Here is a 25,775-nt window from a genome sequence, read left to right as displayed (position 1 = left end):
GCACAGCAGCTGTCACTAACTCTGGCCGATGTCGCCTGTCGTCTGCCGCGGACCGTGCCGAGCCGCCCCCTTACCGTGATGGGCCTGAGCTTTCCGTCCCACTAGGTATCGCCGCCGGCTACGATCGCAACGGGCGTCTCGCGCGGCGGGTGGCTGCGCTGGGATTCGGCTTCAACGAGATCGGTAGCCTGACCGCGGATGGATTAGCGCAACTGGAGCCGATATCTCGCGGCGAGGCACGCCTCGGAATAAACCTGACCCTGGATGCGCGACGATCAGCAGCGGATACCTGCGCCATGCTGCGCAAAGCCTGGCCCCATGCGGACTATCTGGTACTGAACCTGATCGGCCCGGCCAGCGCACCGCTGCTCTCTCATGCCGTGCGGCTGCGCAACCTCCTCGCTGCCCTACGTGAGGAACATCGACAGCTGAATCTGGAGGGCAAACGCCAGGTACCGCTGATAGCGAAGCTACGCTGCCTGCCAAAGCAGGTTCCCTTTTTGCTAGCCAGCATGTTGCTTGACCTCAAGTTCGACGGGCTGTTAGCTGCACATGATCCAGGACCACCAGCGACGCGCGAGCGCTACCGCGCCTGGCAGGACTCGAAACAACAGGCACTAGCTTGTGAACAGATCGAGAGCTTGCGGCGCTTTTGCGGCCAGGGCATGGCATTGATCTCTGTTGGTGGCATCCAGACGGCGAACCATTTGCAAGCGCGTATGGATGCCGGCGCCGAACTGGTGCAGGTTCACACAGCGCTGCTGCACCAGGGGCCGTGGCTGGCACGTCACCTGCTCCGCTGAGCGACAACTCTGTGGCAGAAACGACAACGCCCCGGACCAGCCGGGGCGTTGTCAAAGTGATCAACCGAGACAACCGGCCGATCATCGCTCATAAAGTCGCGATCAGAACCTTTCGATTTTCGCCGCGGCCTGCTGCTTTTGACGATAAGCCGCGAAGTCCTGCTGACCAATGCGCGAAGCCAGGAAACGCCGGTAGTTCAGCTTCTCTTCATCGGACAGTGCGGTTTCCGGCTCATTAACGCCATTTAGCCGAACCACGACGTAGTCGCCATTGCCCAAAGCCACCCCAGTGTAGTTCGGCTTGTCCTGTTGTTGCGGACGCGGCATGCGGAACACGGCCTGCAGCAGCGCAGGCGCAACACCTTCCTGGCTACGCGCTGCTGCTTCTACGGGCTGCCACTGACCATCGGGCTGCTTTCCGTCGCGCAGTTCAGCCAGTAGCTGCTCACCTTGGGTACGCGCCGTTTCGGCCGCCAGACTGCGCTGAAGCTGCACGACGATATCGTCACGCACGTCTGCGAGCGGGATTGCAGCAGGTTTCAGGTGCTCTTTGACACGCAGCGCGATGGAGGTCTCGGGGTCGAGTTCAATGACGCTACTGTTGGCCCCGTCCACCAGCACCTCATCACTGAAGGCTGCCTGGATGACCTGACGATTGGCAGCGATACCCTCACCGCCCTCTCTACCGAACGCGTTGGTAGTTTGCACCATCAGGCCAAGTTCCTGAGCGGGTTGCGTCAGATCGGATGCTTCGAATGCCGCATCTTCCAGCTGCTTGCTGATTTCGACGAAACGCTGCTCGACCTGCTGCGCTTTGAGCTCGCGCACCAGTTCAGGCTTCATGCTTTCGAAAGATGGAACCTCGGGCGACTGTACGCCGAGCAGCTTGATGATGTGCCAGCCAAATTCCGACTGGACCGGGGCCGAGACTTCTCCTTCGTTCAGCGCATACAGAGCATCTTCGAACGCAGGGTCATAGACGCCAGTGCCAGCAAAACCCAAATCGCCGCCTTCGTTGGCAGAGCCTGGATCTTGCGAAACCTCTTTGGCTATAGCAGCAAAGTCCTCGCCACCCTTCACTCGAGCAGCGATTTCTTCAATCTTCGCTTTAGCCTCTTCGTCGCTCAGCTCGCCGCCGGTTTCGATAAGGATGTGCGCAGCACGGCGCTGCTCGTCCAGATTGGCGATCTGCTGCTGATACAGGTCCTGCAGCTCCTCGTCGGACGCTTCGACCTGATCGAAGAACGACTCTTTCTTCAGCTCGACGTATTCGACGATGACCTGCTCGGGTGTGCGGAAACGGTCAGCGTTGGTCTCGTAATACTCTTCGATTTGCTCGTCACTGACTTCGATCGTCTCGTGCTGGGCGGGAATGGTGAGGGTTTCGAAATCGCGAGTCTGCATCTCGAGCCGAGCAAAGTTCTCGACCTGTTGATCGGTCACGAAACCGGTCCCGGAAATGCCGGCGCGCAGCTGACCGATCAGCATCTCCTGCTCAAGCAGCTGACGGAACTGAAGGCGGGAATAGCCCATTTGTTGGATGACCTGATCGAAACGGGCGGCACTGAAGGCGCCATCGACCTGGAATTCGGGGGTTTGCAGGATCAGTTGATCGAGCGCTTCGCGCGAGAAGGCGAAATCAGCGCTCTTGGCGCCTTGCAGCAGCAGCATACGATCGATCAGTGAGCCGAGCGCGGAATCACGCAGCAAGCGATCATCGAGCAGCGAGGCATCGAAGTCCTGGCCGAGCTGTTGGGCCAGCTGGCGGCGCTGCATGTTCATCGCCTGGTCAAGGTCGTAGCGGGAAATTTCCTCGCCGTTGACCTTTGCCGCAGTCTGGCTATTGCTGGCGGCGTTGAAAATGGCATCGAAGCCAGTCAGTGCCAGCAGCACCACAATGATGCCGATGATCGTTTTGGCTATCCAGCCTTGTGAATTGTCCCTGATGTTTTGAAGCATGCGACCCCCAGGAGTCTGCGGCGCGATGGGATGCGCAACACGGGTGGAAACCAGATAAAAGAAAGGCGCATCCAGGGATGCGCCTTCTCGGAGCTTTTGGAGCGGTTGGGCTTATTCCCCCAAGCCAGACTGCAGCAGGCCAGGCCTGCTCAACAACCGCCCCGAGCCAGAGCAGCGCAAGCTGACTGGCCGGGTAGAAAAACGCTTAGTTGACAGCGTCTTTCAGAGCCTTGCCAGCTTTGAAACCCGGGATCTTGGCAGCGGCGATATTGATCGGCTTGCCAGTCTGCGGGTTGCGACCAGTGCGCGCAGCGCGCTCCTTGACAGCGAAAGTACCGAAACCAACCAGTACCACGGAGTCACCAGCCTTCAGGGCACCGGTGACAGATTCGATCACTGCATCCAGCGCGCGGCCAGCAACAGCTTTTGGGATATCAGCAGATGCAGCGATAGCATCGATCAGTTCCGACTTGTTCACTCTAAGTCCCCTTATTTCTGTTGAGTCGTATCTTTAATTTTCGGGTGTAAGCAAAGCGGTGCTAGATGGCTATGACACAAGAGGCCGATTAAACAAGGGCACCTGAAGTGTGTCAATGTGGCCTTCCAGACTAATGCGTGCTGATTCGCTCCTTGGAATCAGGCTCGCGCTTGTCGTCCTTTGCAACAATCTCGGGAGCCGCATCGGGCAAGGGCTCCGGCGCGTATTGCAGCGCAATTTGCAGGACTTCGTCAATCCACTTCACCGGTTTAATCTGCAGGTCTTGCTTAATATTTTCAGGAATCTCTTTCAGATCACGCTGATTTTCTTCCGGAATGATCACCGTCTTGATCCCGCCACGGTGTGCAGCAAGTAATTTTTCCTTCAGTCCACCAATAGCAAGCACTTGCCCGCGCAAGGTTATTTCACCGGTCATTGCGACATCTGCGCGCACGGGTATTTGAGTGAGCGCAGAAACGAGCGATGTGCACATGCCAATACCCGCACTCGGACCATCTTTCGGCGTCGCGCCTTCAGGTACGTGGATGTGAATATCCTGCTTCTCGTGGAAATCGGCGGCTAATCCCAGGCTTGTGGCGCGGCTACGAACCACTGTAAGCGCTGCAGTGATCGATTCGCCCATTACCTCACCCAGGGAGCCAGTCTTGGTCAGACGCCCCTTGCCGGGCACCACAGCAGCCTCGATGGTCAACAGTTCACCGCCGACCTGAGTCCAAGCCAGCCCAGTGACCTGACCCACTTGATCCTGCTGCTCGGCAAGACCATAGCGGAACTTGCGAACGCCCAGGAAGTGTTCGAGAGAGTCTGCATCCACGTTCACGTGGAAGCGCTTATCCGAAGCGTGCTCCTTGACCACCTTGCGGCAGACCTTGGCCAGCTGGCGCTCCAGGCTACGCACTCCGGCTTCGCGGGTGTAGTAGCGGATGATGTCCCTGATCGCAGACTCCTGAAAGGCCAACTCGTCTTTCTTCAGGCCATTGGCCTGGATCTGCTTGGGTGCCAGATAGCGCGTCGCGATGTTGATCTTCTCGTCCTCGGTATAGCCGGGGAGCCGAATGACCTCCATGCGGTCTAGCAGGGGCGCCGGGATGTTCATCGAGTTGGCAGTGCAGAGGAACATCACATCGGAAAGGTCGTAATCGACCTCAAGATAGTGGTCGTTGAAGTTATGGTTCTGCTCTGGGTCCAGGACCTCGAGCAGCGCCGAAGCCGGATCCCCACGCATGTCGCTGCCCATCTTATCGATCTCGTCGAGCAGGAACAGCGGGTTGCGCACCCCAACCTTGGTCATTTTCTGGATCAAGCGGCCTGGCATGGAGCCGATGTACGTACGGCGATGCCCGCGGATCTCGGCTTCGTCACGCACACCACCAAGGGCCATGCGCACGAACTTGCGGTTGGTCGAACGCGCAATGGATTCGGCCAGAGAGGTCTTGCCGACACCGGGCGGGCCAACCAGACAGAGTACCGGGCCCTTGAGCTTCTTCACCCGCTTCTGCACGGCGAGATACTCGAGAATACGGTCTTTCACTTCTTCCAGGCCGTAGTGATCGGCATCGAGCACTTCCTCGGCCTTGGTCAGGTCCAGGCGAACCTTGCTGGCAGCCTTCCAGGGCACGTTTACCAACCAATCGATATAGGTACGTACCACTGTGGCTTCGGCGGACATCGGCGACATCTGCTTGAGCTTGTTGAGCTCGGCTTGAGCTTTGGTATAGGCGTCTTTGCTCAGCCCAGCATTCTCGATGCGCTTCTTCAGATCATCGATTTCGTTATGGCCTTCGTCGATATCGCCGAGCTCTTTCTGAATGGCCTTCATTTGCTCATTCAGGTAGTACTCGCGCTGGCTGCGCTCCATCTGCTTCTTCACACGGCCGCGGATGCGCTTTTCCACTTGTAACAGATCGATTTCGGCATCCAGCAACGCCAACACGTGCTCGACTCGGGCCGGCAGGTCAGTGATCTCAAGAATCTGCTGCTTTTGCTCGATCTTCAGCGCCATGTGCGCCGCCATGGTATCCACCAGGCGGGCCGGCTCATCAATGCTGCTCAGAGAGGACAAAACCTCTGCAGGGACCTTCTTGCCCAGCTGAACGTACTGTTCGAACTGGCTGAGCAGGCTACGGGTGAACACTTCCGACTCGCGTGCATCGACTTCGGCTTCGTCGATCAGCGAAACCTCAGCGCGGCAATGATCGTCAACCTCGACAAAGCGCTCGATCACGCCCCGCTGCTCTCCCTCGACCAGCACCTTCACGGTGCCGTCTGGAAGCTTGAGCAACTGCAGTACGGTGGCCACGGTGCCGACGCGGTACAGCGCGTCCTCAGCGGGATCGTCATCGGCAGGATTCTTCTGCGCCAATAGCAGGATCTGCTTATCGCCGGACATGGCGGACTCGAGCGCTTCGATGGATTTTTCACGGCCAACGAAAAGCGGTATCACCATGTGGGGATAAACCACCACATCGCGCAGCGGCAAAAGGGGCAATTCGATGGTTGTCTTCATAAATTCAGCTCTACGACGGCCATACGGCGGTAAACGGACGGGCAATACCCTTGCAGCAAAGATGAGGGCACGCACCGCAAAAAACAAGGAGGCAGACCAAATGCAAAGGGGCCCGCAGGCCCCTTTGTTCGATCACGCGTCAGGCGCAGCCTTGGCTGGCGGTTCAGCGTTCTCGTAAATCAGCAGCGGCTGAGATGTGCCTTCGATCACGCTTTCATCAATGACCACCTTGCTGACATCCTTCTGCGAAGGAATCTCATACATGGTGTCCAGCAACACACCCTCGAGGATCGAACGCAGCCCACGTGCCCCGGTCTTGCGTTCAAGCGCACGAGAAGCAACTGCCTTCAAGGCATCCGAACGGAATTCCAGATCCACGCCTTCGAGTTCGAACAACTTGGCATATTGCTTGGTCAGCGCATTCTTGGGCTCGGTGAGAATCTGGATCAGTGCCGCCTCATCGAGCTCGTCGAGTGTGGCGATCACCGGCAGGCGACCGACGAACTCGGGAATGAGGCCGAATTTGACCAGGTCATCCGGCTCAACGGCGCGCAGAGCCTCGCCAATCTTCTTGCCCGGATCTTTGCTGCGCACCTCAGCGTTGAAGCCGATGCCGCCTTGCGTAGAGCGACCCTGAATGACTTTTTCCAGCCCAGCGAAAGCTCCACCACAAATAAACAGGATGTTGCGCGTATCGACCTGCAGAAACTCCTGCTGTGGATGCTTGCGACCACCCTGCGGCGGAACAGATGCCACAGTACCTTCAATCAGCTTCAGCAAGGCTTGTTGCACACCTTCGCCGGACACATCACGAGTGATCGATGGGTTATCCGATTTACGCGAGATCTTGTCGATTTCGTCGATGTAAACGATACCCATCTGGGCCTTCTCTACATCGTAATCGCACTTCTGCAGCAACTTCTGGATGATGTTCTCTACGTCCTCACCCACATAACCCGCCTCAGTGAGGGTGGTTGCATCAGCGATGGTGAAGGGAACATTGAGCAGACGGGCCAGCGTTTCGGCCAGCAGCGTCTTACCCGAGCCGGTAGGGCCGATCAGCAGAATGTTGCTCTTGCCCAGCTCGACTTCTTCTTTCTTGTCGCGCTGGTTCAGGCGTTTGTAATGGTTGTAAACGGCTACTGCCAGGATTTTCTTCGCGCGTTCCTGACCAATGACGTACTGGTCGAGAATGCCGCTGATCTCCTTTGGCGCAGGCAGTTTGTGCGCGTTGCTCTCGGCCTGAGCTTCCTGCACCTCCTCGCGGATGATGTCATTGCACAGGTCGACGCACTCGTCGCAGATGAAAACGGAGGGCCCGGCGATCAACTTGCGTACTTCATGCTGGCTTTTGCCGCAAAAAGAGCAATAGAGCAGTTTGCCGGAGTCCTCGCCGTTGCGGGTGTCAGTCATTCGATCGATCCAATCGGGAAGGCTTGAAACACAAGATGAAGGCAATCGTGGGCTTTTTCAAGCCCACGGAGCAGCCGCATATCGCTGGCTGTAGAGATTAAACCGCCATTTGACGCTGAGTCAGAACCTGATCGATCAGCCCGTACTTGACGGCGTCTTCTCCACTCATGAAGTTGTCGCGGTCGGTATCGCGGGCAATCACATCCATCGGCTGACCGGTATGGTGAGCCAGCACCTTGTTCAGACGCTCACGGATGGTGAGGATTTCACGCGCGTGAATCTCGATATCCGAAGCCTGACCCTGAAAGCCACCAAGCGGCTGGTGAATCATCATGCGTGAATGCGGCAGGCAATAACGCTTGCCAGCGGTGCCGCCAGTCAACAACAAAGCTCCCATGGAGCAGGCCTGGCCGATACAGATGGTCGACACGTCAGGCTTGATGAACTGCATGGTGTCGTAGATCGACATGCCGGCAGTTACCGAGCCACCCGGGGAGTTGATGTACAGATGAATGTCCTTCTCAGGGTTTTCGGCCTCGAGGAACAGCATCTGCGCGACAATCAGGTTGGCCATGTAGTCTTCGACCTGGCCGACCATGAAGATCACCCGCTCCTTCAGGAGACGGGAATAGATGTCATAGGCGCGCTCACCGCGTGCGGATTGCTCGATCACCATCGGGACCAGGCCGCCGGCGGCCTGAATGTCCGGAACTTGCATAAAAGGATTGCGGGACATGTTCCAACGATACTCCCTATGTCATGCCTTAAAAGACATAAGCCAGCACGAGGCTGGCTTATGTTTGTGCACTCGAATATGTGAAGAAATCAGGCAGCTTGCGGGGCTTCCGCAGGCTTGACAGCTTCTTCGTAGGAGACCGACTTGTCGGTCACCTTAGCCTGCTGCAGGACAGTATCTACAACTTGCTCTTCGAGCACAACCGAACGCACTTCGTTCAACTGCTCGTCATTTTTGTAGTACCAGGAAACTACCTGCTCCGGTTCCTGATAGGCAGAAGCCATCTCTTCGATCAGCTCGCGAACGCGAGCTTCATCGGGCTTCAGCTCTTTCTGCTTGACCACTTCAGCCACGATCAGGCCTAGAACGACGCGACGCTTGGCCTGCTCCTGGAAGAGGTCAGCCGGCAGCTGGTCAGGCTTGATGTTGCCGCCGAACTGCTGAACGGCCTGGACGCGCAGACGGTTCACTTCGTTGTCGATCAGCGCCTTGGGTACTTCGATAGGATTGCCAGCTACCAGACCTTCCATGACCTGGTTCTTCACCTTGGTCTTGATGGCCTGGCGCAGCTCGCGCTCCATGTTCTTTTTGACTTCGGCGCGGAAGCCTTCTACGCCGCCTTCCTGCACGCCGAACTGAGCGAAAAACTCGTCATTGAGCTCTGGCAGCTGCGGAGCGGCAATGCTGTTCACGGTAACGGTGAACTCGGCGGTTTTACCTGCCAGATCGAGGTTCTGGTAATCCTCGGGGAAAGTCGGGTTGATCACGCGCTCTTCACCGGCTTTGGCACCGACCAGGGCGTCTTCGAAACCAGGGATCATGCGACCCGAGCCCAGAACGAGCTGAGTGCCCTTGGCCGAGCCACCAGCGAAGGCCTCGCCGTCGATCTTGCCGACGAAATCGATGTTCAGCTGGTCGCCGTCTTCGGCAGCACGCTCGACGTTCTCGAAGCGAGTATTCTGCTTGCGCAGGATTTCCAGCATGTTGTCGACGTCGCTATCGGCCACTTCAGCCTGCAGGCGCTCGATCTCGATGGCTTCAAGGCCAGCGACCTCAAACTCTGGGAATACTTCGAATGTGGCGACGTACTCGAGGTCCTTGCCTTTTTCGAACACTTTCGGCTCGACAGACGGAGCGCCGGCCGGGTTCAGCTTCTCGGCAACGATGGCTTCATAAAAGGTCGACTGAATCAGGTCGCCCAGGGCTTCCTGGCGAGCCGCTTCTTCGTAACGCTGACGGATTACGCTCATCGGCACCTTGCCGGGGCGGAATCCAGGAATCTTGGCACGGCTGGCGGTCTGTTGCAGACGCTTGTTGACTTCGGTCTCGATGCGCTCGACCGGCACGCCGATGGTCATGCGGCGCTCAAGAGCGGAGGTGCTTTCAACAGAAACTTGCATGGATTTTCCTCGTTGCACAGACATAAGCCGGGCGTTCCGGCCCCAGAATGGGCAAGCATTCTAGTGGCTCGGTTGACATAAGTCACCCCGCCTGTCACACCGATCACGAAGCGCTTGTTGCCTAGGATGATCAGTGGAAGTCACGGCTGCGCACATCCAACCCACTTAATAGCGCAGTCAAGTCGGTCAGCCGTCCTGCTATCAGATGCCTGACACCATCCTGACTTTCCAGCTTGCCCTCCACCTGCAACAGTTGCGAACCGATAAGCGCTCGGCGCTGCCGCTCTGCCAGGTGGTGCCACACCACGACGTTGACCATGCCGAATTCGTCTTCCAGTGTCACGAAGATCACGCCACTGGCTGTTTGTGGCTTTTGCCTTCCGGTCACCAGCCCCGCCAGCCGTATCTGACGCCCGCTCGCCACGCCGATCAGGTCCTTGGACGCCAGGCAGCGCCTGGCCCGTAACGCCGTACGCAGCAGTTTCAAAGGATGCGGACCGAGAGTGGTTCCAAGCAGCTCATAATCGCTCTGCATATCTTCAGCCACGCTGGGCAGCGGCAGCGTCACTGCAGAATCCTGTGCCACCAGCCCGGCGAACAGTGGCATCTGCTCCTCGACACCAGCAATGGCCCAACGGGCTCTGTGGCGGTGCCCAACAAGGCCTCGTAGCGCGCCGGCATCGGCAAGCAGCTCCCGCGAACGCTGATCCAGCGCTGCGCGCCGACAAACATCTTCTATATCGACAAACGCCGCCTGCCGCCGGGTTAGTACCAGGCGTTGCGCGACCTCTTCGTTAAAACCACGCACCAGGCACAAGCCCAGCCGGATGGCTGCGTCGCCCTGCCCGCTACTTTCCAATGAGCACTCCCAGTCGCTGAAACGAATATCGACCGGGCGGATTTCAATGCCATGGCGCCGCGCATCCTGAAGGATCTGATCGGGGCTATAGAAACCCATCGGCCAGCTGTTGATCAGGGCGCAGGCAAAAGCCGCAGGTTCATGACATTTCAGCCAGCTGCTGGCGTAGGTCAGCAGGGCGAAGCTGGCAGCGTGGGATTCGGGAAAACCATAACTGCCGAAGCCTTTGATCTGTTCGAACAGGCGTGCGGCGAATTCAGCCTGGTAACCATTGGCGAGCATGCGCTCGGTCAGCCGCTGCCGGTGCGGCTCGAGCCCTCCATGACGCTTCCATGCCGCCATGGAGCGACGCAACTGATCGGCTTCGCCGGGTGTGTAATCGGCCGCGACGATGGCCAGCTCCATGACCTGTTCCTGAAACAGCGGAACACCCAGCGTTCGTTCGAGCACGGTACGAAGTTTTTCGGACGCATAGGTTTCCGGCTCCTCACCGTTACGCCGACGCAAATAGGGATGCACCATATCGCCCTGAATCGGTCCTGGCCGCACGATGGCCACCTGAATGACCAGGTCATAAAAGGTCTGCGGCCGCAGCCTGGGCAGCATGGCCATCTGCGCACGGGACTCGATCTGGAACACGCCGACGGTATCGGCGCGCGAGATCATGGCGTAGGTCGCCGGGTCCTCCTGTGGCAGGCTCGCCAGCGTCCAGCGCTGGCCTCGATATCGCTCGATCAGATCGAAGCAGCGGCGCAACGCGCTGAGCATGCCCAGCGCCAGAACGTCGACCTTGAGCAGCCCCATCAGGTCCAGATCATCCTTGTCCCACTGAATGATGGTGCGTTCAGCCATCGCGGCATTTTCTATCGGTACCAGCGTCTGCAGCGGCCGCTCGGAAATGACGAAACCGCCGGGATGCTGCGACAGATGACGGGGAAATCCCACCAGCTGGCTGGTCAGCACCAGCACCCGACGCAGTAACGGATTGTCCGGGTCGAAGCCCGCCTCGAGAAGGCGCTCAGGCGCTGGCGGCGCGCTGCTGTAGTGACCGCAGCAATCAGCCAGCGCACTGACCTGATCTGGCGGCAGACCCAGCGCCTTGGCCACATCACGCACCGCCCCGGCGCCGCGATAGCTGCTAACCACGGCGGTCAATGCCGCCCGCTCGCGGCCATAACGGCGAAAGATGTACTGAATGACTTCCTCGCGTCGCTCATGCTCGAAGTCGACATCTATATCCGGCGGCTCGTTACGCTCCTTCGATAGAAAACGGGCGAACAGCATGTGCTGCTGTGACGGATCCAGCTCGGTGATGCCAAGTGCATAACAGACGGTGGAATTGGCGGCAGAACCGCGTCCCTGACAGAGAATGCTGCGTTCGCGAGCAAAGCGGACGATGTCATGCACGGTCAGGAAATAGCTTTCGTAACCCAGCTCGGCGATCAACTGGAGTTCGCTTTCGATCCGCTCACGGGCGACCGCAGGAGTGCCTTCGGGCCAGCGCGAAAGCGCCCCCTGTTCCGTCAGATGGCGCAGCCATTGGGTAGCTGTCTGACCAGGCGGTACCAGTTCGTGGGGGTACTCATAGCGCAGCTCGCCAAGATCGAACCGGCAGCGCTCGGCAATCCTCAGCGTTTCATCGAGCAGCGCGGCTGGGTATAGCTCGGTCAGTTGATCCCGCGAGCGAAGGTGACGCTCACCATTGGGAAAAAGTCGCTGCCCGGTCTCGGCAACGCTGCAGTGATGACGAATGGCTGTCAGACAATCCTGCAGCGCACGCCGTCCGCGGGCATGCATATGGACATCGCCGGCAGCCACCAAGGCGATGCCGAAGGATTCAGCCAAAGCCCGACAATGTGCGAGACGCCGTGCGTCATCACTACCGTAGTGCAATTCGACCGCCAGCCAGAGGCGATCACCAAAGCGCTTACTGAGCCAACGACCATGGGCTTCGTTGTCATCGAGCTTGGGCAGCCAGAGTGCTAGAAGCCCCTGCGCCGACTGGTCGATATCCTCGCGCAGCAAGCGGTACTGCCCTTTCTGCGCACGCCGGCGTGCCAGAGTGATGATGCGGCAAAGATTCTGGTAGCCCTGAATGCTCTCCACCAACAGCACCAGCTTGGGGCCATCCTCGACCTTCATCTCGCTGCCGACGATCAAGGGCACACCTGACTCCTTGGCGGCCTGCCACGCACGCACGATCCCTGCCAGGGAGCATTCATCCGTAATGGCCAGCGCCTTGTAGCCATGCTGGCGAGCACGTTCGAACAACTCAAGTGCGCTTGACGCACCGCGCTGAAAGCTGAAGTTAGACAGGCAATGCAGCTCCGCGTAATCGGGCAGATTCATGCGAACCAACCCTGCAGCATCAGAGGGCCCGCCTCCCCGAACGCTCGATAGGCCCAGCCCTGCTGTCCAGAGCGGGTTTCGATCAGGAAGTAGTCACGTCGGATATCGTCCGCGTCCCACCAGCCGGACTCGATTCGCTCTGGACCGCCCAGAATCCGCACCTCATTCTCTTTCAGCTGCTTCGCCTGTGGGAGCAACCATCCGGGGCGCTGAGCAACGGATGCATGACTGCCCGAGCCATTCTCGGTAGCCAGCCGCCAGGCATGTTCTGGACGATGATCGTCCCGCGCATGCAACGCTAGAACCGCCTCCTCACCGAGGCGAGCCCGCAAACGCTCCCGCAGCTGCTGCCAGACCAGGCTACGTTGTGGGCGATCATCGAACAGCTCGCGGCGCTCAGGCACGAACACCGGTAAATCCTCAGCCACCAGTCGTAGCGCCTGCGTCGCACTCGGTAGCTGCAGGCGCTCCAGCCGCGCGCGTGCCAGCTCGAAAAGCCGCTCACTCTCGCGCTCCGGGCTCAGCAAACCCACATCGAGCCGGCTGTCCGCGGCTGAACGGTGCTCCATGTGCAACACGAAGCGCTCTACACCACAATCGCGACCGTGGAGAAAGGCAGCCAGATCCGCGCACAAGCGCCGCAGCGGAAACAACAGCGCCTGATTTGACTCGACATCGAAATTGAACTCCAGACGCTGCTCGAAACGCTCAGGCGGGAGGAAATAATCCAGCGCTATAGGTTGTTGCCCCAGCAGGCGGTCAAGTTGCAACAGCACTTCTGCAGTAAACCGTTTAGCCAGCCCCGCACGAGGCAGCGCTAACAACTGGCGCAGCGTGCGTATCCCCATGCGTTGACAGCTCCGGGCAGCGTCGCGCGGTAGACCGAGGCGCTCCAGCGAAAGCGGCATGAGCGTCTCGAGCAGGCTCTGTTCATCTACCACCAGGCCATCGTGAACATTTGCCAACACCCGTGCCGCAACGGGATTTGGTGCCACCACGATGCGGTGACGAAAGCCGAGATCGGTAAGCTCCTGACGCAATCTGGCCTCGAACCGCGGCCAGGGACCGAAGAGTGCAAGGCTGGACTCCACCTCCAGCAGCAAGGCGCGTGGATAGAACAGACTGACATGCGAGCTGAAGCGATAGGCCCAGGCCGCCAGCAAGCGCTCCGAACGCTCTATTTCGCGAGAGTCGTACTCAACCCGGATGAAGTCTCGCACCAGAGCCTGTGCCGCAGTCAGCGTCATGCCCGGACGTAGCCCACGCTGGCGTGCCGGCACGTTGACTGCTTGCAATAGCCTTCGTTGCGCGCCGCCGGTGATCATGGCCAGCGGTGCATCACCAATTTCTTGCGCGCGCAGCACCCCGTCGAGCGCCAGTTGCGGCAGAACAATGCAAGCCCAGCGCATCGCGTCAGGCCCCTTCGGCCAGAGCAAACGAGGTCTGAGGCACGACACCACCCCTGCATTTGAGTAGCCGCAGCCATCCAGGCGGCGTATCCAGCACAAGACGCAATGCCGCCGGCGACGGATTGACTGCTTCACTGACATCACGAAGAGCAAAACCCAAACTGTCTCCGCTTTCGGCCGCCACCTGCAGGCGGCGCATGCCGCGGTCGTCCGCACGCTGTGGCCAGCACAAGACGGCCGCACAGCATCCGGAACGCAGACATTGCTCCGCCGCCCACAACACTTCCTTGCCGGTCGCCTGGATGATCACCATATGCTGCAAGTCGACACCGGCTGCCAGCCATGCTGCCGGGTAAGGAATGAAAGGCGGCGCCACCAGCACGACGCGCTGGCCGGCAGCAGTAAGGCGGGCAATGGTTGGCCACAGCAAACGTAGCTCCCCTGCCCCGGCTGCGGGCATCAGGATCTCGGTCAGTGCAGCTTGCGGCCAGCCGCCCGAAGGCAGACGCCTGTCCAGTTGAGCATGGCCTGTCGGCTGCGCCCCGGCGGCGGGCGCAACTGGCTGGCCGCGCCATATGCGACGCTGATCGAGCAGGACCTCAAGCGCTGCGACCGTTCCCATCAGGCGAACCTCGATACCAGCGTTCGCCTAGGGAATGCCTTAAGAACGAAAGAAATGAATGCACTGCACACGGAGTTCACCTCATGAATACTGTCTATTTATACAGTATTCAAGTGGGCGATACCATGTCACTCATCGAGCGGTTCCAAAGAGCCGCTAGCCTTGCACCAGCCGCTTCATCCAGTCGAGCAGTACCGTGGGAAGCAGGTCCGGACGCGGCAACAGCGCATAGCGGGTCGCGCCGAATATCCGCGGCAGGTAGGCGCTGGCCTGCCGGTCGATGGTCAGACAGAACGGCGATATGCCTTGCAGCGCAGCTTCCAGAACCGCCTGGCGAGTGTCCTCGACTCCGTATCGGCCTTCGTAGTCATCGTTGTCGCTGGGCTTGCCATCGGACAACACCAGCAGCAGCCGACGGGCCGCCGGTTGGCGCATGAGGCTGGCACTCGCATGACGGATAGCCGCACCGCAGCGGGTGTAATGCTCCGGCTCCAGGGAGGCGATGCGTAGCGCCACCTCCTGGCCATAAGCCTCCTCGAAGGTCTTGATATCGCGGACCACCACCGCTTCCCTGCCCTGCCCTGAAAATGCCTGGATCGCGTAGGGCGCACCCAGGCTTTGCAGCGCGATGCTCACCAGCAACAGGGCTTCGCGCTCGACATCTATCACGCGTCGCCCCTGGGAAATCCAGCTGTCCGTCGACCCGCTGACATCGATGAGCAGCAGGATGGCCAGGTTCCGCTCCGCGCAACGTTGCGTGCGGTACAGACGGTCGGTCAGCCCGCTACCCGCCCGCAGATTCGCTAGCGCATCGACATAGGCATCCAGATCCAGCTCGTCTCCATCGACCTGACCGCGCAACCAGGCCCGATGGGTGCGCAGCAATTCGAAACGGCGACGAATCCCCTCCAGCAATCCTCGATGGGACTCGAGCGTTTCCGCTACCCAGGCTGGATTACCCGGCGGAGCTGCGCGTACCTGAACGAGGGCGTTCTGCTCGCGGTAATGCTGCGTGCGGTAGTCCCATTCCGGATAGGCAATCCCTCGTTGCGCAGCCGAAATGTCGGGCGCAAGCACGGTAGCCGAAGCGTCAGGAGGATCATCAGCCAGCAGCACCTCTTTGGGTCGCCCAGGCGAAGCCACCAGGCGCGCCTGAGGAAGATCGCCGAGCATTTCACCGAACAGCTCGGCATCCGCATCGTCCCGATCGATGGGCCGCTGCAAGCCCATCGGGTCTTCCGCATGGGGATGGGGCTCGTCCAACTGGATCATCAGTGGTCCGCTTTCCTCCGATTCATCCTCATCGGGGCGCGCCTGACGAATATCGGGTCGCCGTTCGAGCCGCACGCTCTGCGGCGCCGGCTGAGTGGGGTCGAGTGAAGCCTGGGCAGCGACCGTATGCTGCTGATGGCGCATCGCAGGAGCCAGCAACGTTCCGGTCCACCAGTCCGCGAACAGCGGCTCCTGGCCGATGCGTCCTCCAGAAGCAGGTTCCAACGCCCATTCGGCCACCAATCGAGTCGCCCACTCGCATGAGGTTTCTGGCGTAGGCGATTGCGGAAAACCATCCGCTTCGCCCACCAACAGCGCTCGCACGCGAGCCTCCAAAGGCCGCCGTGCCGAACCGAATGCACTCAGCGGTGGACGACGCGCGAGTGCGCAGGCCCGCAATGCCTGCGCCGAGTCGGCAAGCCCTGGCATTTCCTCTAACAACTCGCGCTCGGCCGCATGGGCTTCCAGCAGGTGGTACAGCGCACCAGCCAGTGGCGGCAGACTGCGCCATTGGGGCAGTGCACAGCCCCGGCGAATACGCATGGCCTGCTGCAAGGCCATCACTTTGTAGAGAGTCGATGCAAGTGTGCGATCAGGGATATCCAGCGTGCGCGGCAACCAGATACTCGCACCATCGGTTGCCGGCACTGCCGCGAGTCGCTGCGGCCTGGGACTTCGGCCGAACCAGTCTGCCAGCAAGGTCGGTCGTGCCGGCGGCTGGGCGATACGCAGCCGATAGCTGTTGCCGAATACTGCCGCCAGTAGCAACTCCAGGCGCTCAGCCACTTCGCTAAGGGGCAGACTTGCCGGTGCGTCCGGCGCTGGGCTGTAGCGGCGCCAAAGGCGTTGGGCGAAGACCGTCGCATGCCGCGCAGCGTCGGTAAGAACTTCTTCGGCTTCGGCCATGGTCTAGATGAATGTTCCGTCGACCAGATCGCGCATCGCCCCGACCAGCGCTTCGTCGTCCGAAAGGGGCGAGACGATTGCCGCCAGGCAAGCTTCCCGAACTGCTATGCCATCGGCGCAAAGTGCGCCTGCGGCGATCAGCAGGCGGGTGCTGGGCACCTCGGCCAAGCCACGGTCACGCAGCGCTCGCAGCCTGCGCGCCAGCGTGACCAGGGCGCGCGCGGTCGGTGCATCGACACCACTTTCGCGCTGGACGATCCTCGCCTCCTCCTCTTCGCCCGGGAAATCCAGATCCATAGCCACGAAACGCTGACGCGTGCTTGGCTTGAGGTCCTTGAGCATGCGCTGGTAGCCCGGGTTGTAGGAGATCACCAACTGAAAGCCTGGTGATGCCATCAGCAACTCACCGGTCTTGTCGATCGGTAACAGGCGCCGGTGATCGGTCAAGGCGTGCAGGACGACCACGGTGTCCTGCCGCGCCTCGACAACTTCATCTAGATAGCAGATGGCCCCCTCACGTACAGCTCGGGTCAGAGGGCCGTCCTGCCAGACAGTGCCGTCATGGCGAATGAGGAAGCGCCCGATCAGATCGCTGGCAGACAGATCATCGTGGCAGGCCACCGTGATCAGCGGCCGCCCCAGCTTCCAGGCCATATGCTCGACGAAGCGGGTCTTACCGCAGCCGGTCGGCCCTTTGAGCATGACCGCCAGACCGCGCGCATGGCAGCGCTCGAACATCGCGACCTCATTACCGCTCGCTACGTAGAACGGCGCCTCCTCACTTGCCTGCGCCAATGGCGGATATTCGGGCACCGTCACGTCGGGCGCACCTCCGTCTCTGCCAGCACAGGCTCCGTATCGTTCAGGACGAAGCGTGGCGTGTAGCGGAAGAAGTCGTAGATGAACAGCGCAACGCCCACCGTGAACAGCGAGGCGGTGGCGATGAGCATCACGAAATGGATCTGGATCTTGAGCTGCGCATCCAGATAGCCCATGCCCATGATCCGCTCCAGATAGACCTGTGCAATGCCGGCCGTGGCGAACGACAGCGTCATACCGAACATGCCGGTGATCTGCAGCCAGAACGCCCAGTAGCCCAGCGCAGTGCCCTGCTCCCGGCGCCCGGCAGTCAGCGATGGCAAGGCATAAGTGATCATCGCCATGACAATCATCGCGTAGGCCCCATAGAACGCCGCATGGCCGTGCATGGCAGTGATCAAGGTGCCGTGGGTCCATTTGTTGACGCTCGGCCAGGTGTGCGCCAGGCCCAGCAGCCCGGCGCCGAACAGGGAGAACAGCGCGCTACCGATCGTCCAGTGCAGCGCCAGTGTATTCGGGTGCGCCAGCCCCGAGCGCCGCATGGCGCCGTAGGCATAGGCGGCCATGCCGACGAGTGCGAGCGGCTCCAGCGCGCTGAAGAACCCGCCGATCGGCAGCCAGTAGGTCGGTACGCCGACCCAGTAATAGTGGTGTGCCGTGCCGAGGATGCCGGCAATAAACACCAGGCCGACAATCACATACAGCCACTTCTCCATGACTTCCCGATCCGCACCGGACAAGCGGATCAGCAGGTAGGCCAGGAAGCCGCCCATGATCATCATCCATACGCCTTCAACCCAGAGGTGAATCGTCCACCAGCGATAGAAGATTGAAACCGTGTAATTCTCGTAGTGCAGCAATGCCGGCAGATACAAAAGCGCAGCACTGACGAAGCCGATCATCAGCACCGCCTCGGTCGTGGTGAAGCGCCCCGATTTTCGGATCGTCATGCCGATGTTATAGAGGAAGATCAGCATGCAGATGACGATGACGATCTTGTGCGGCAGCGGCTGTTCGAGCAGCTTGTTGCCGGTGCCATAGCGGAACAGGTAGCCGATGATTGCCGTAACACCCATCAGCGTCCAAAGCACCAACTGCACATAGGCCAGCTTGGTGCTGTGCAGCTCAGCGCGGGACTCCTCAGGAATCATCCAGTAGGTCGCGCCCATGAAGCCGGTCAGCACCCATACGATCAGCAGGTTGGTGTGGATCACCTTGGTCACGTCGAACGGCAGGATGTACAGCAGCGGGTCCGGCCCGATGTATTTGGTCGCCGACAGCAGGCCGAACACCAGCTGCAGGCCGAACAGCACCATCGCGACGGCGAAGTACCAGTAGGCGACCGATTGGGACTGATAGCGCATCGTAGTTTCCCCTTAAAGCGAACGTGGGTCGGGCCGAATTAGGCTTGGCCGTACGCGTGTCACTTGAGTGTTTCGAGATAGGCCGTCAGCTGATCGATCTGCTCGTCCGTCAGGCTCTTGTCATAACCCGTTGGCATGAATGACGTGCCGTCGGCTGAGTACATAGCGCCGGGAATGATGTGCGCACTAGGGTCCACGATGGACTCGCGAATATAGCCGCGAGCATCGCTGGCCTGGCCCTGGTAGTCGGGAGATGCCACGATCTCCGCCGCACGGGTGGCAAGCCCTGCCAGCGTCGGTCCTGCCATGTTGGCCCCGGGCGCGATGGAATGGCAGGCATTGCAGGCGGGTACCGCCGCTCGGAAAACCTGCTCACCCAGTGCTCGCTCGTCATCGTCGGCATCCACCGGGCGCGCGCCCGCCGGCAGGTCGTCACGCTGCCCACCACCAGTGTCGGCACCCGGAACGAAGCTACCGGTGACCAGGATCGGTCGAGGTGGCCAGCCCTGGTTATCTACTTTGCTCACCCAGTCGAGAAAAGCGATCAGATCGCTGATTTCATCTTCGGCCAGATCCTGCTTGGGCATCAGGCGACGATGGATCTTCTCGTCATAGAACTTCGATGGATCGCGCATATAAGCCTTGAGATAAGGCTCACCGCGGTGCTGGGTGATCTTGGTCAGATCAGGCGCGTAGTAGGCCCCCTCACCGAACAGCGTGTGGCAGTTGATGCAGTTGTACTTATGCCAGACATCCATCCCGTGTTTGACCTCCGCGGTGATGTTCTCGGCATTGGTCAGTTTTGGAAACTGCCGGTGACTGTCCACTGTCAGCCCGATGAACACGAGCGTGGCCACACCGGTTGCGGCAATCGCGAAGAGCCTCGCTTGGCGGTTGTTCATGGCGTGCCCTCAGACATTGATGCCTGTCCAGTGAATGAGCGTCATCGTGAACGCGTAGAGCATTGCGCCAAACATCAGCGCGAGTACGACAACACTCAGAATCTTCAATGGGCCATATAACTTTCGAGCCTGCATGCCTTCTCCTTTGCAGCATCAGCTGCAGTATGGGAAACCGCTCTCAGTGCCCGGAATGCGGGTCAATCGGTTCGGGGCTGGAAAAGATCGAAGCGTCCGCATCGCCCTTCACCGTCAACACACCCATCAGGCCTTTCTCTGCGCGCGACAAGGCGTGGTCCACCAGGATGTACTTGCCTGGGTAGTCCGCGACGAACTCGACCATGGTGGCGCCGCCGGCCGGCACGAGGGTCGTCTGCACATCCGTCAGTGGCGGGCTGGTGAGCGACCCCTGATCGAAGACCTTGTCGAAGATTTCACCAATCACATGGAAGCTGGAAATCAGGTTCGGGCCGCCGACACCAAAGAAGATGCGTACTCTGTCACCGGTGTTGACTTCCATCTTATGGATACTGGTGAGAGCGTCCTTCGAACCATTGAACATCAGATGTTGCGGCGTCTCGCGCAGTAGCATGTCCAGCGAGAACTCATGCAGCCCGCGGGCTCCTCTCGGGTTTGCCGTGTACAGCTCGCCCTGCATCACATAGAACTCGTGGTCGACCTTCGGTAGCCCGCCCTCGGGCTCGACCAGAATCAACCCATACATGCCGTTGCTGATGTGCTGCGCAACCATCGGTGTGGCGCAGTGATAGACGTAGAGGCCTGGCTGTAACGCCTTGAAGGTGAACGAACGGGTCTGCCCAGGCGCAACCTGAGTGACCGCGGCGCCGCCACCGGGTCCGGTCACCGCATGCAGATCGATGGAATGAATATGCGCACTGTCAGGCTCGTTGCTGAGATTCAACGTGACGGTATCGCCCTCGCGAATGCGCACCATCGGCCCGGGCACCGTGCCGTCGAAGGTCCAGAACTTGTAGGTGCTGCCATCGCTCAACCGCCCCTCCTCCTCGGTGGTCCGCAAGTCGAGGGTGATGCTCTTCGGTTCGCGACTGCCGACCGGCTCACCGACCTGTGTCGGGTCCTTGGAAAGGTCCTTGCCCTGTTCGACGACCGTCTCTGGGCCATCTCCAACGATGAACTTCCCGAACATACCGGCGGCCTTGTGCCCTGGAAGCGTGCAGTAATACTCGAAGGTTCCACTTTTGGTAGCGCGAAACACGATTGCAGTCGCGGAACCCTTCCCGGAAATCTCACCGGAGCCGGCATCGAATTCCGGCACCGCTATGTCATGAACCGCGCCGTCGCCGTTTATCAAGTTGATTTGCACCACGGCGCCTTCGGGAACCCGTAGTTCGGGGTTCACTTGCCCACGAGTAGGGCCGGATTCACTAACGTAAACGAGCTTTCCGTCAGCAATATCCGTCCTCAATGTAATCGTGACGTCGGGTCGATAACTTACATCGCTACTGGATTTCGTCTGCGCCCAAAGGGCAGTAGGTAAAACAAGCAACGCGAGCAATAAGGCTATTGATAAATGACGCATGCCTGGCCTCTTGAGCAACGAGTTAATCTCGATCGGCAGTCTAGCCACAGAAATAAGTCACGTCAGATTGAGAATTCGCCACCCATTTCAATCTATAAAAATATATTGAGAAATAGCGCAAAATAAGTGATTAAGAATTAATCCCCCGATAGGTGGAAATGTTTTGAATCAATGCCGTAGGCTTGTATTGATGGGCTTTCACGAACATAGGATTAATACTTTCGTGAAAAATGAAGTCACGAAGACCAAGAAAAGTGCCGACAGACGGTATGCTTGGGGTTCCACTTGCGGCGCTGTAAGCGACGAAATTAAAGGTTATAGAATCGCTAAAATTACAGCGCAGCACTTTTGTAGAAAACCGGATCGAGATCGGTTTTTATTTCGTGCTGAGAACACCATCACACCGAAAAAATGTCATAAGCTCCAACTAATCTGTTGAATGCAATTTTGCAAAGAAAAATAACCAAGGCTCACTGATTTCGGTTCTGCCTTTATGCATTCGTTTTTTCAACGGAATAGATGGCTCTGCAAGAATGTACGGATGCATCATCGCTACCGTCGTCAGCAGTGCATTACATTTGCGCCCCAAGAGTTTGGGCGATAACGTTACGGCTCACCTCGCTCTGACCTCTTCGATCATGACCAAGCTCCGCTCCTGCCCGGCACTGCAGCTGGACAATCAACTTTGCTTCGCATTGCATTCAACCTCGCTGCTGATGACCAAGGTCTACAAACCCATGCTCCAGCGAATTGGGCTGACCTATCCGCAATACTTGGCCATGCTGGTGCTTTGGGAAGAGGACGGCATCACCGTTGGTGACATCAGTGCGCGTCTGTTGACTGACCCAGGTTCACTGACACCGCTACTGAAACGGCTTGAGGCTGAAGGTTTTATCACCCGGACCCGACGCACCGACGACGAGCGCGTAGTCGAATTACGACTGACCGAGAAGGGTCGCGCTTTGCAGGCAGAAGCCGAGTGCTTTCCCACGAATATCCTTGGTGCAAGCGGTCAGTCCCCTGAAACCATCGCTGCGCTGAAGGACCAGATTGTCGCGCTGCGCAGCGCGCTGCAAAAGCTGGTCTGACGTCCGCTCGTCGCTGCCCCTATTCGAGTATCCCAAACCGCCCCGAAAATACCTTGCGCGCCAACTAAATCAAGCATACCTTCTTCAGCTAATTACTTTGCGCGCAAAGTATTATCACAAGGCATCCACGGAGAAGACCATGCAATCCATCCAAGCTCTCTATACCGCTACCGTAACCACCACTGGAGGTCGCGACGGCCGAGCCTTATCGTCTGACGGTGCATTGGATGTCAACCTCAGCACTCCTCGCGAGCTGGGTGGCCAAGGCGGCGAAGCGACCAACCCGGAGCAGCTGTTTGCGGCCGGGTACTCGGCTTGCTTCATCGGGGCAATGAAGTTCATCGCGGGCCAACAGAAACAGGCGCTGCCGGCTGAGACCGCCGTTACCGCCAATGTCGGTATTGGCCAGATCCCCGGGGGCTTCGGCCTGGAAGTCGAGCTGCAGATCAGCCTGCCTGGGCTTGACCGTAATCTGGCTCAAAGCCTGATCGACGCGGCGCATCAGGTTTGCCCCTACTCCAATGCAACGCGCGGGAATATCGACGTGCGGCTGGTGTTGAAGTGACCGTATAGCGAAAACCAGCGAACAGGCGCCCAGATAAGCCTGAAGGAATTACCTAGGCGCCCCCTGTTTCAAATGGGATAACCGGAATGTCATCGCGGTGCTTCTGGTGAGATTGCAGGGCTCATCCAGAACCGCGCCCCACTCCGCAATTACCTACATCCGCAATATGTAACCTGACCTGACCTGACCTGACCTGACGCATGCGTCTGCTGACTGCCAATCTGTCGAGCAGTGAGCATCACGAGCAGAACGTCTGATCGCTCATCGCGATATCGCATTCAGTCACCCACCACTACACCCGACATGCGTATGGGTTTGCGGCAAGGCTACCTTTCCGATACCTACCCTGCTTCACCCAGCTAAGCACCAGTGGGGTCTCGCTCGCCTCATTGTCGTTATGTTATAACGTGTTTCTGATATCGACATTGTACTTCCTGAAAGGACGGACTCATGAAACCAGGTATCCATCCCGACTACCGCCCAGTGCTGTTTCACGACACCGCGGCGGACGTCTTTTTTCTGATCGGTTCGACCGCCGACACCAATCGCACCCAGCAGCACACGGACGGCAATACCTACCCGTATATCGCGCTCGATGTTTCCAGTGCGTCGCACCCGATCTACACGGGCAAACAGCGCAAAACCACCACCGAAGGCCGCATTGCCGGCTTCAACAAGCGCTTCGCCGGTTTCGCGAAAAAGAACTGATGCACCCTCGGATGCAAAGTCGCCCTGCCGGTGCGGCTTGCATCGCTACACCCAATCAGCCAAGGAAGATGATTAGATGTCCCGCCGTTTCAGCACTCCTGATCTTTGCTCCCCAGCTCGACTTTTCTCCGTGCTGGCTTGCCTGCCTTTGGCAGCGCTGGGCGCCGACAACGCGCTGCATCTGGAGCCCACCGTCGTCACTGCAACCTCTACGGTGCGTCAGCTGAACGATGCGCCGGCGAGCGTTACCGTCATCACTCACGACGAATTGACCCTACGCCCGGTTCAAGATCTGGAGGATGCCCTGCGTGGCACGCCAGGTTTGCAATTCACCGGCATCGGCATGACTCGCCGCGGTGTGAGCATTCGCGGCATGGGGAGCGAGCACACGTTGGTGCTGGTGAATGGACAGCGCATCAATACCGCCGGCGGCGCCGTCGCCCATGCCGATTTCGATCTAGGCTGGGTTCCGGTGGAGGCCATCGAGCGAATCGAGGTGATACGCGGGCCGATGTCCTCGCTCTACGGTTCCGAGGCGCTTGGTGGTGTGGTCAACGTCATTACCCGTCGCAGCACGGACGCCTGGCATGGTGCGGCACAGCTCAATGGTGGCGTGCGCGAGGATGATCGGGGCGGCCAGACGCACCAGCTGGGTGTGTATACCGGCGGCCCGCTGATACCTGATGTGCTGGGCCTGTCACTGAGCGGCGAGACGCGGCGACGGCAGGAAACGCCCCTACATCGTGATGCAGCCCTGTCGGAAATCGAAGGCCGTGATGCCCATAGCGGCAGCGTCTCTCTGAGCTGGACGCCAGACGCCGCTCAGCGAATCGACCTAACCTACGCCAACGGGCTGGAAGATCGCTGGCGCAATACGCGCCGTGCAGGTGCTAGGCCTGTCGACTACGAGTCCAGCGATCGCATCGAGCGCGAACGATTCTCCATCGCCCATAGTGGTGATTGGTCGTGGGGCGCCAGCTCGCTTCGCGCCTATCGCAACACCCTGGAGCGTAACAACCGTTTTACCAACGATGTCATTCCCACTTCGCCGCGCCAGGAACTCACCGACGATATCGTCGACGGCAGCCTGAGTATGCCGGTGGCCGACATGCACCTGGTGACGCTCGGTGGCGAATGGCGCAACGAGCAACTGGAGGACGGAGGATTCGCTACCGGCGATGCGAGCATCATTCATCGCGCGTTGTTTCTGCAGGACGAAATCGAGTTCGATCCTTCCTGGTCGCTGGTACTGGGGAATCGTTTTGACCGCCACGAGGAATATGGCTGGCACAACAGCCCGCGCGCCTACCTCGTCCATCACGTCAACGATGAACTGACGATCAAGGGTGGCGGCGGCCGCGGCTTCAAGGCGCCATCGCTCAAGCAGCTGTCGCCAGGCTATTCGGCCGTTGGCGGCGGCGGAATGTTCACTATTTTCGGGAATCCAGACCTCGAACCCGAAACGAACACCACCTATGAGCTCAGCGCAGACTACCAGGCGAACGGCTGGTCGCTGAATGCTGGGCTGTTCCAGAACAACGTTCGCGGCCTGATCCAGACCGTGTGCGTGGCGATCTGTGGCCAACGTGGCCGCGAGATACGCAACTACGATAACGTCGACAAGGCGCGTATTCGCGGCCTCGAGCTGGGTGGCGGCCTGGATCTACCAGCCAACCTGCGCTGGGATCTGAACTACACCTATCTGGACGCCATCGACCGTAGCGGCGACCGCAGGCTGGGTGATCGCGCTCGGCATCTGGCCAACACTCGAATGCAATGGACACCGAACGCCCGCTTTACCGGGCAACTGCGTGGCGAATACGTAGGCAGCCAGCTGACCTACTCCAGCAATACCGCCTATGCAGTGCCGGCCTACAGCCTGTGGCACCTGGAACTGACCCAGCGCATCACCGAAAATCTCAGCATTCGAGGCGGCATCGAAAACCTCACTGACGAAGACTTCAGCGATGTGTCCGACAATTTCGGCTTCGCCGAACCCGGCCGGACTTACCACGTCGGCGTGAATCTGAGTTTCTGA

20 protein-coding genes are annotated in these 25,775 nt (G+C 59.4%); 5 read left to right on the top strand and 15 right to left on the bottom strand.

Annotated features, from left to right (window positions below; genetic code table 11):
- The first annotated feature begins 149 nt into the window (after window positions 1–149).
- On the top strand, window positions 150–803 hold the full coding sequence (locus AAEZ08_RS01415; RefSeq protein WP_500123588.1) for a beta/alpha barrel domain-containing protein: 654 nt from the start codon (window positions 150–152) through the stop codon (window positions 801–803).
- 102 nt (window positions 804–905) lie between these two features.
- Here AAEZ08_RS01415 and AAEZ08_RS01410 read toward each other — a convergent pair whose 3' ends face one another.
- From AAEZ08_RS01410 to nirK, 15 genes are all read right to left on the bottom strand, one after another.
- The gene (locus AAEZ08_RS01410; protein ID WP_500123587.1) at window positions 906–2,762 is read right to left on the bottom strand and encodes a SurA N-terminal domain-containing protein; all 1,857 of its coding nucleotides are present in this window, start codon (window positions 2,760–2,762) and stop codon (window positions 906–908) included.
- Between the two features lie 205 nt (window positions 2,763–2,967).
- The gene (gene hupB, locus AAEZ08_RS01405; RefSeq protein WP_003282502.1) at window positions 2,968–3,240 is read right to left on the bottom strand and encodes a nucleoid-associated protein HU-beta; all 273 of its coding nucleotides are present in this window, start codon (window positions 3,238–3,240) and stop codon (window positions 2,968–2,970) included.
- A gap of 130 nt (window positions 3,241–3,370) precedes the next feature.
- The gene (gene lon, locus AAEZ08_RS01400) at window positions 3,371–5,767 is read right to left on the bottom strand and encodes an endopeptidase La (protein ID WP_003282501.1); all 2,397 of its coding nucleotides are present in this window, start codon (window positions 5,765–5,767) and stop codon (window positions 3,371–3,373) included.
- Between the two features lie 132 nt (window positions 5,768–5,899).
- Window positions 5,900–7,180 (bottom strand): ATP-dependent Clp protease ATP-binding subunit ClpX, encoded by a 1,281-nt coding sequence (gene clpX, locus AAEZ08_RS01395; RefSeq protein WP_003282500.1) that lies wholly within the window; start codon window positions 7,178–7,180, stop codon window positions 5,900–5,902.
- 97 nt (window positions 7,181–7,277) lie between these two features.
- A complete protein-coding gene (gene clpP / locus AAEZ08_RS01390) occupies window positions 7,278–7,916 on the bottom strand; it encodes an ATP-dependent Clp endopeptidase proteolytic subunit ClpP (RefSeq protein ID WP_003282499.1) in 639 nt (212 codons plus the stop codon).
- 89 nt (window positions 7,917–8,005) lie between these two features.
- Window positions 8,006–9,316 (bottom strand): trigger factor, encoded by a 1,311-nt coding sequence (gene tig, locus AAEZ08_RS01385; RefSeq protein WP_103454742.1) that lies wholly within the window; start codon window positions 9,314–9,316, stop codon window positions 8,006–8,008.
- 130 nt (window positions 9,317–9,446) lie between these two features.
- Window positions 9,447–12,524, bottom strand: coding sequence for an error-prone DNA polymerase (locus AAEZ08_RS01380; RefSeq protein ID WP_500123585.1), 3,078 nt, complete (start codon window positions 12,522–12,524; stop codon window positions 9,447–9,449).
- Window positions 12,521–13,933 carry a Y-family DNA polymerase gene (locus tag AAEZ08_RS01375; RefSeq protein WP_500123584.1) on the bottom strand — a complete coding sequence of 471 codons (1,413 nt, stop codon included), beginning with the start codon at window positions 13,931–13,933 and terminating at the stop codon, window positions 12,521–12,523. Before AAEZ08_RS01375 ends, AAEZ08_RS01380 begins: the two co-directional genes overlap by 4 nt.
- Window positions 13,934–13,937: 4 nt before the next feature.
- Window positions 13,938–14,555, bottom strand: a complete 618-nt coding sequence (imuA, locus tag AAEZ08_RS01370; protein WP_003282495.1) for a translesion DNA synthesis-associated protein ImuA — start codon at window positions 14,553–14,555, stop codon at window positions 13,938–13,940.
- A 156-nt stretch (window positions 14,556–14,711) separates the two neighbouring features.
- Entirely contained in the window at window positions 14,712–16,733 is a 2,022-nt protein-coding gene (locus AAEZ08_RS01365) for a nitric oxide reductase activation protein NorD (protein WP_500123583.1), read from the bottom strand.
- Window positions 16,734–16,736: 3 nt separating this feature from the next.
- Window positions 16,737–17,552, bottom strand: coding sequence for a CbbQ/NirQ/NorQ/GpvN family protein (locus tag AAEZ08_RS01360; RefSeq protein ID WP_058064499.1), 816 nt, complete (start codon window positions 17,550–17,552; stop codon window positions 16,737–16,739).
- Window positions 17,549–18,916 carry a cbb3-type cytochrome c oxidase subunit I gene (locus tag AAEZ08_RS01355; RefSeq protein ID WP_003282492.1) on the bottom strand — a complete coding sequence of 456 codons (1,368 nt, stop codon included), beginning with the start codon at window positions 18,914–18,916 and terminating at the stop codon, window positions 17,549–17,551. Before AAEZ08_RS01355 ends, AAEZ08_RS01360 begins: the two co-directional genes overlap by 4 nt.
- A 59-nt stretch (window positions 18,917–18,975) precedes the next feature.
- Window positions 18,976–19,818: a c-type cytochrome gene (locus AAEZ08_RS01350; RefSeq protein ID WP_003282491.1), complete on the bottom strand. Its 843-nt coding sequence runs from the start codon at window positions 19,816–19,818 to the stop codon at window positions 18,976–18,978.
- 9 nt (window positions 19,819–19,827) lie between these two features.
- Window positions 19,828–19,953 carry a hypothetical protein gene (locus AAEZ08_RS01345; RefSeq protein ID WP_015277086.1) on the bottom strand — a complete coding sequence of 42 codons (126 nt, stop codon included), beginning with the start codon at window positions 19,951–19,953 and terminating at the stop codon, window positions 19,828–19,830.
- Window positions 19,954–19,996: 43 nt separating this feature from the next.
- Window positions 19,997–21,196, bottom strand: coding sequence for a copper-containing nitrite reductase (gene nirK, locus AAEZ08_RS01340; RefSeq protein WP_500123582.1), 1,200 nt, complete (start codon window positions 21,194–21,196; stop codon window positions 19,997–19,999).
- An 818-nt stretch (window positions 21,197–22,014) separates the two neighbouring features.
- On the opposite strand from nirK, the gene AAEZ08_RS01335 reads away from it, so the two are divergent.
- The 4 genes from AAEZ08_RS01335 (at window position 22,015) to AAEZ08_RS01320 (ending at window position 25,775) form a co-directional block, all read left to right on the top strand.
- On the top strand, window positions 22,015–22,464 hold the full coding sequence (locus AAEZ08_RS01335) for a MarR family winged helix-turn-helix transcriptional regulator (RefSeq protein WP_102819858.1): 450 nt from the start codon (window positions 22,015–22,017) through the stop codon (window positions 22,462–22,464).
- Between the two features lie 139 nt (window positions 22,465–22,603).
- Window positions 22,604–23,029 carry an organic hydroperoxide resistance protein gene (locus AAEZ08_RS01330; RefSeq protein WP_058064502.1) on the top strand — a complete coding sequence of 142 codons (426 nt, stop codon included), beginning with the start codon at window positions 22,604–22,606 and terminating at the stop codon, window positions 23,027–23,029.
- 450 nt (window positions 23,030–23,479) lie between these two features.
- Window positions 23,480–23,737 carry a type B 50S ribosomal protein L31 gene (locus tag AAEZ08_RS01325; RefSeq protein WP_058064503.1) on the top strand — a complete coding sequence of 86 codons (258 nt, stop codon included), beginning with the start codon at window positions 23,480–23,482 and terminating at the stop codon, window positions 23,735–23,737.
- 76 nt (window positions 23,738–23,813) lie between these two features.
- Window positions 23,814–25,775 (top strand): TonB-dependent receptor domain-containing protein, encoded by a 1,962-nt coding sequence (locus tag AAEZ08_RS01320; protein WP_500123581.1) that lies wholly within the window; start codon window positions 23,814–23,816, stop codon window positions 25,773–25,775.

Origin of the sequence: Pseudomonas sp. E45-MNA-CIBAN-0222 (assembly GCF_040310405.1) — a bacterium.
Classification (GTDB): Bacteria; Pseudomonadota; Gammaproteobacteria; order Pseudomonadales; family Pseudomonadaceae; genus Stutzerimonas; species Stutzerimonas stutzeri_AC.
The sequence above is the reverse complement of the archived record's forward strand: the minus strand, read 5'-3'. Positions and strand labels throughout refer to the sequence as shown.

Bases quoted from the DNA above. Each gene is read 5' to 3' on its own strand.
- AAEZ08_RS01410 (WP_500123587.1), bottom strand. From the start codon at position 2,762: ATGCTTCAAAACATCAGGGACAATTCACAAGGCTGGATAGCCAAAACG.
- lon (WP_003282501.1), bottom strand. From the start codon at position 5,767: ATGAAGACAACCATCGAATTGCCCCTTTTGCCGCTGCGCGATGTGGTG.
- clpX (WP_003282500.1), bottom strand. From the start codon at position 7,180: ATGACTGACACCCGCAACGGCGAGGACTCCGGCAAACTGCTCTATTGC.
- clpP (WP_003282499.1), bottom strand. From the start codon at position 7,916: ATGTCCCGCAATCCTTTTATGCAAGTTCCGGACATTCAGGCCGCCGGC.
- tig (WP_103454742.1), bottom strand. From the start codon at position 9,316: ATGCAAGTTTCTGTTGAAAGCACCTCCGCTCTTGAGCGCCGCATGACC.
- AAEZ08_RS01380 (WP_500123585.1), bottom strand. From the start codon at position 12,524: ATGAATCTGCCCGATTACGCGGAGCTGCATTGCCTGTCTAACTTCAGC.
- AAEZ08_RS01375 (WP_500123584.1), bottom strand. From the start codon at position 13,933: ATGCGCTGGGCTTGCATTGTTCTGCCGCAACTGGCGCTCGACGGGGTG.
- imuA (WP_003282495.1), bottom strand. From the start codon at position 14,555: ATGGGAACGGTCGCAGCGCTTGAGGTCCTGCTCGATCAGCGTCGCATA.
- AAEZ08_RS01365 (WP_500123583.1), bottom strand. From the start codon at position 16,733: ATGGCCGAAGCCGAAGAAGTTCTTACCGACGCTGCGCGGCATGCGACG.
- AAEZ08_RS01355 (WP_003282492.1), bottom strand. From the start codon at position 18,916: ATGCGCTATCAGTCCCAATCGGTCGCCTACTGGTACTTCGCCGTCGCG.
- AAEZ08_RS01350 (WP_003282491.1), bottom strand. From the start codon at position 19,818: ATGAACAACCGCCAAGCGAGGCTCTTCGCGATTGCCGCAACCGGTGTG.
- AAEZ08_RS01345 (WP_015277086.1), bottom strand. From the start codon at position 19,953: ATGCAGGCTCGAAAGTTATATGGCCCATTGAAGATTCTGAGTGTTGTC.
- AAEZ08_RS01335 (WP_102819858.1), top strand. From the start codon at position 22,015: ATGACCAAGCTCCGCTCCTGCCCGGCACTGCAGCTGGACAATCAACTT.
- AAEZ08_RS01330 (WP_058064502.1), top strand. From the start codon at position 22,604: ATGCAATCCATCCAAGCTCTCTATACCGCTACCGTAACCACCACTGGA.
- AAEZ08_RS01325 (WP_058064503.1), top strand. From the start codon at position 23,480: ATGAAACCAGGTATCCATCCCGACTACCGCCCAGTGCTGTTTCACGAC.
- AAEZ08_RS01320 (WP_500123581.1), top strand. From the start codon at position 23,814: ATGTCCCGCCGTTTCAGCACTCCTGATCTTTGCTCCCCAGCTCGACTT.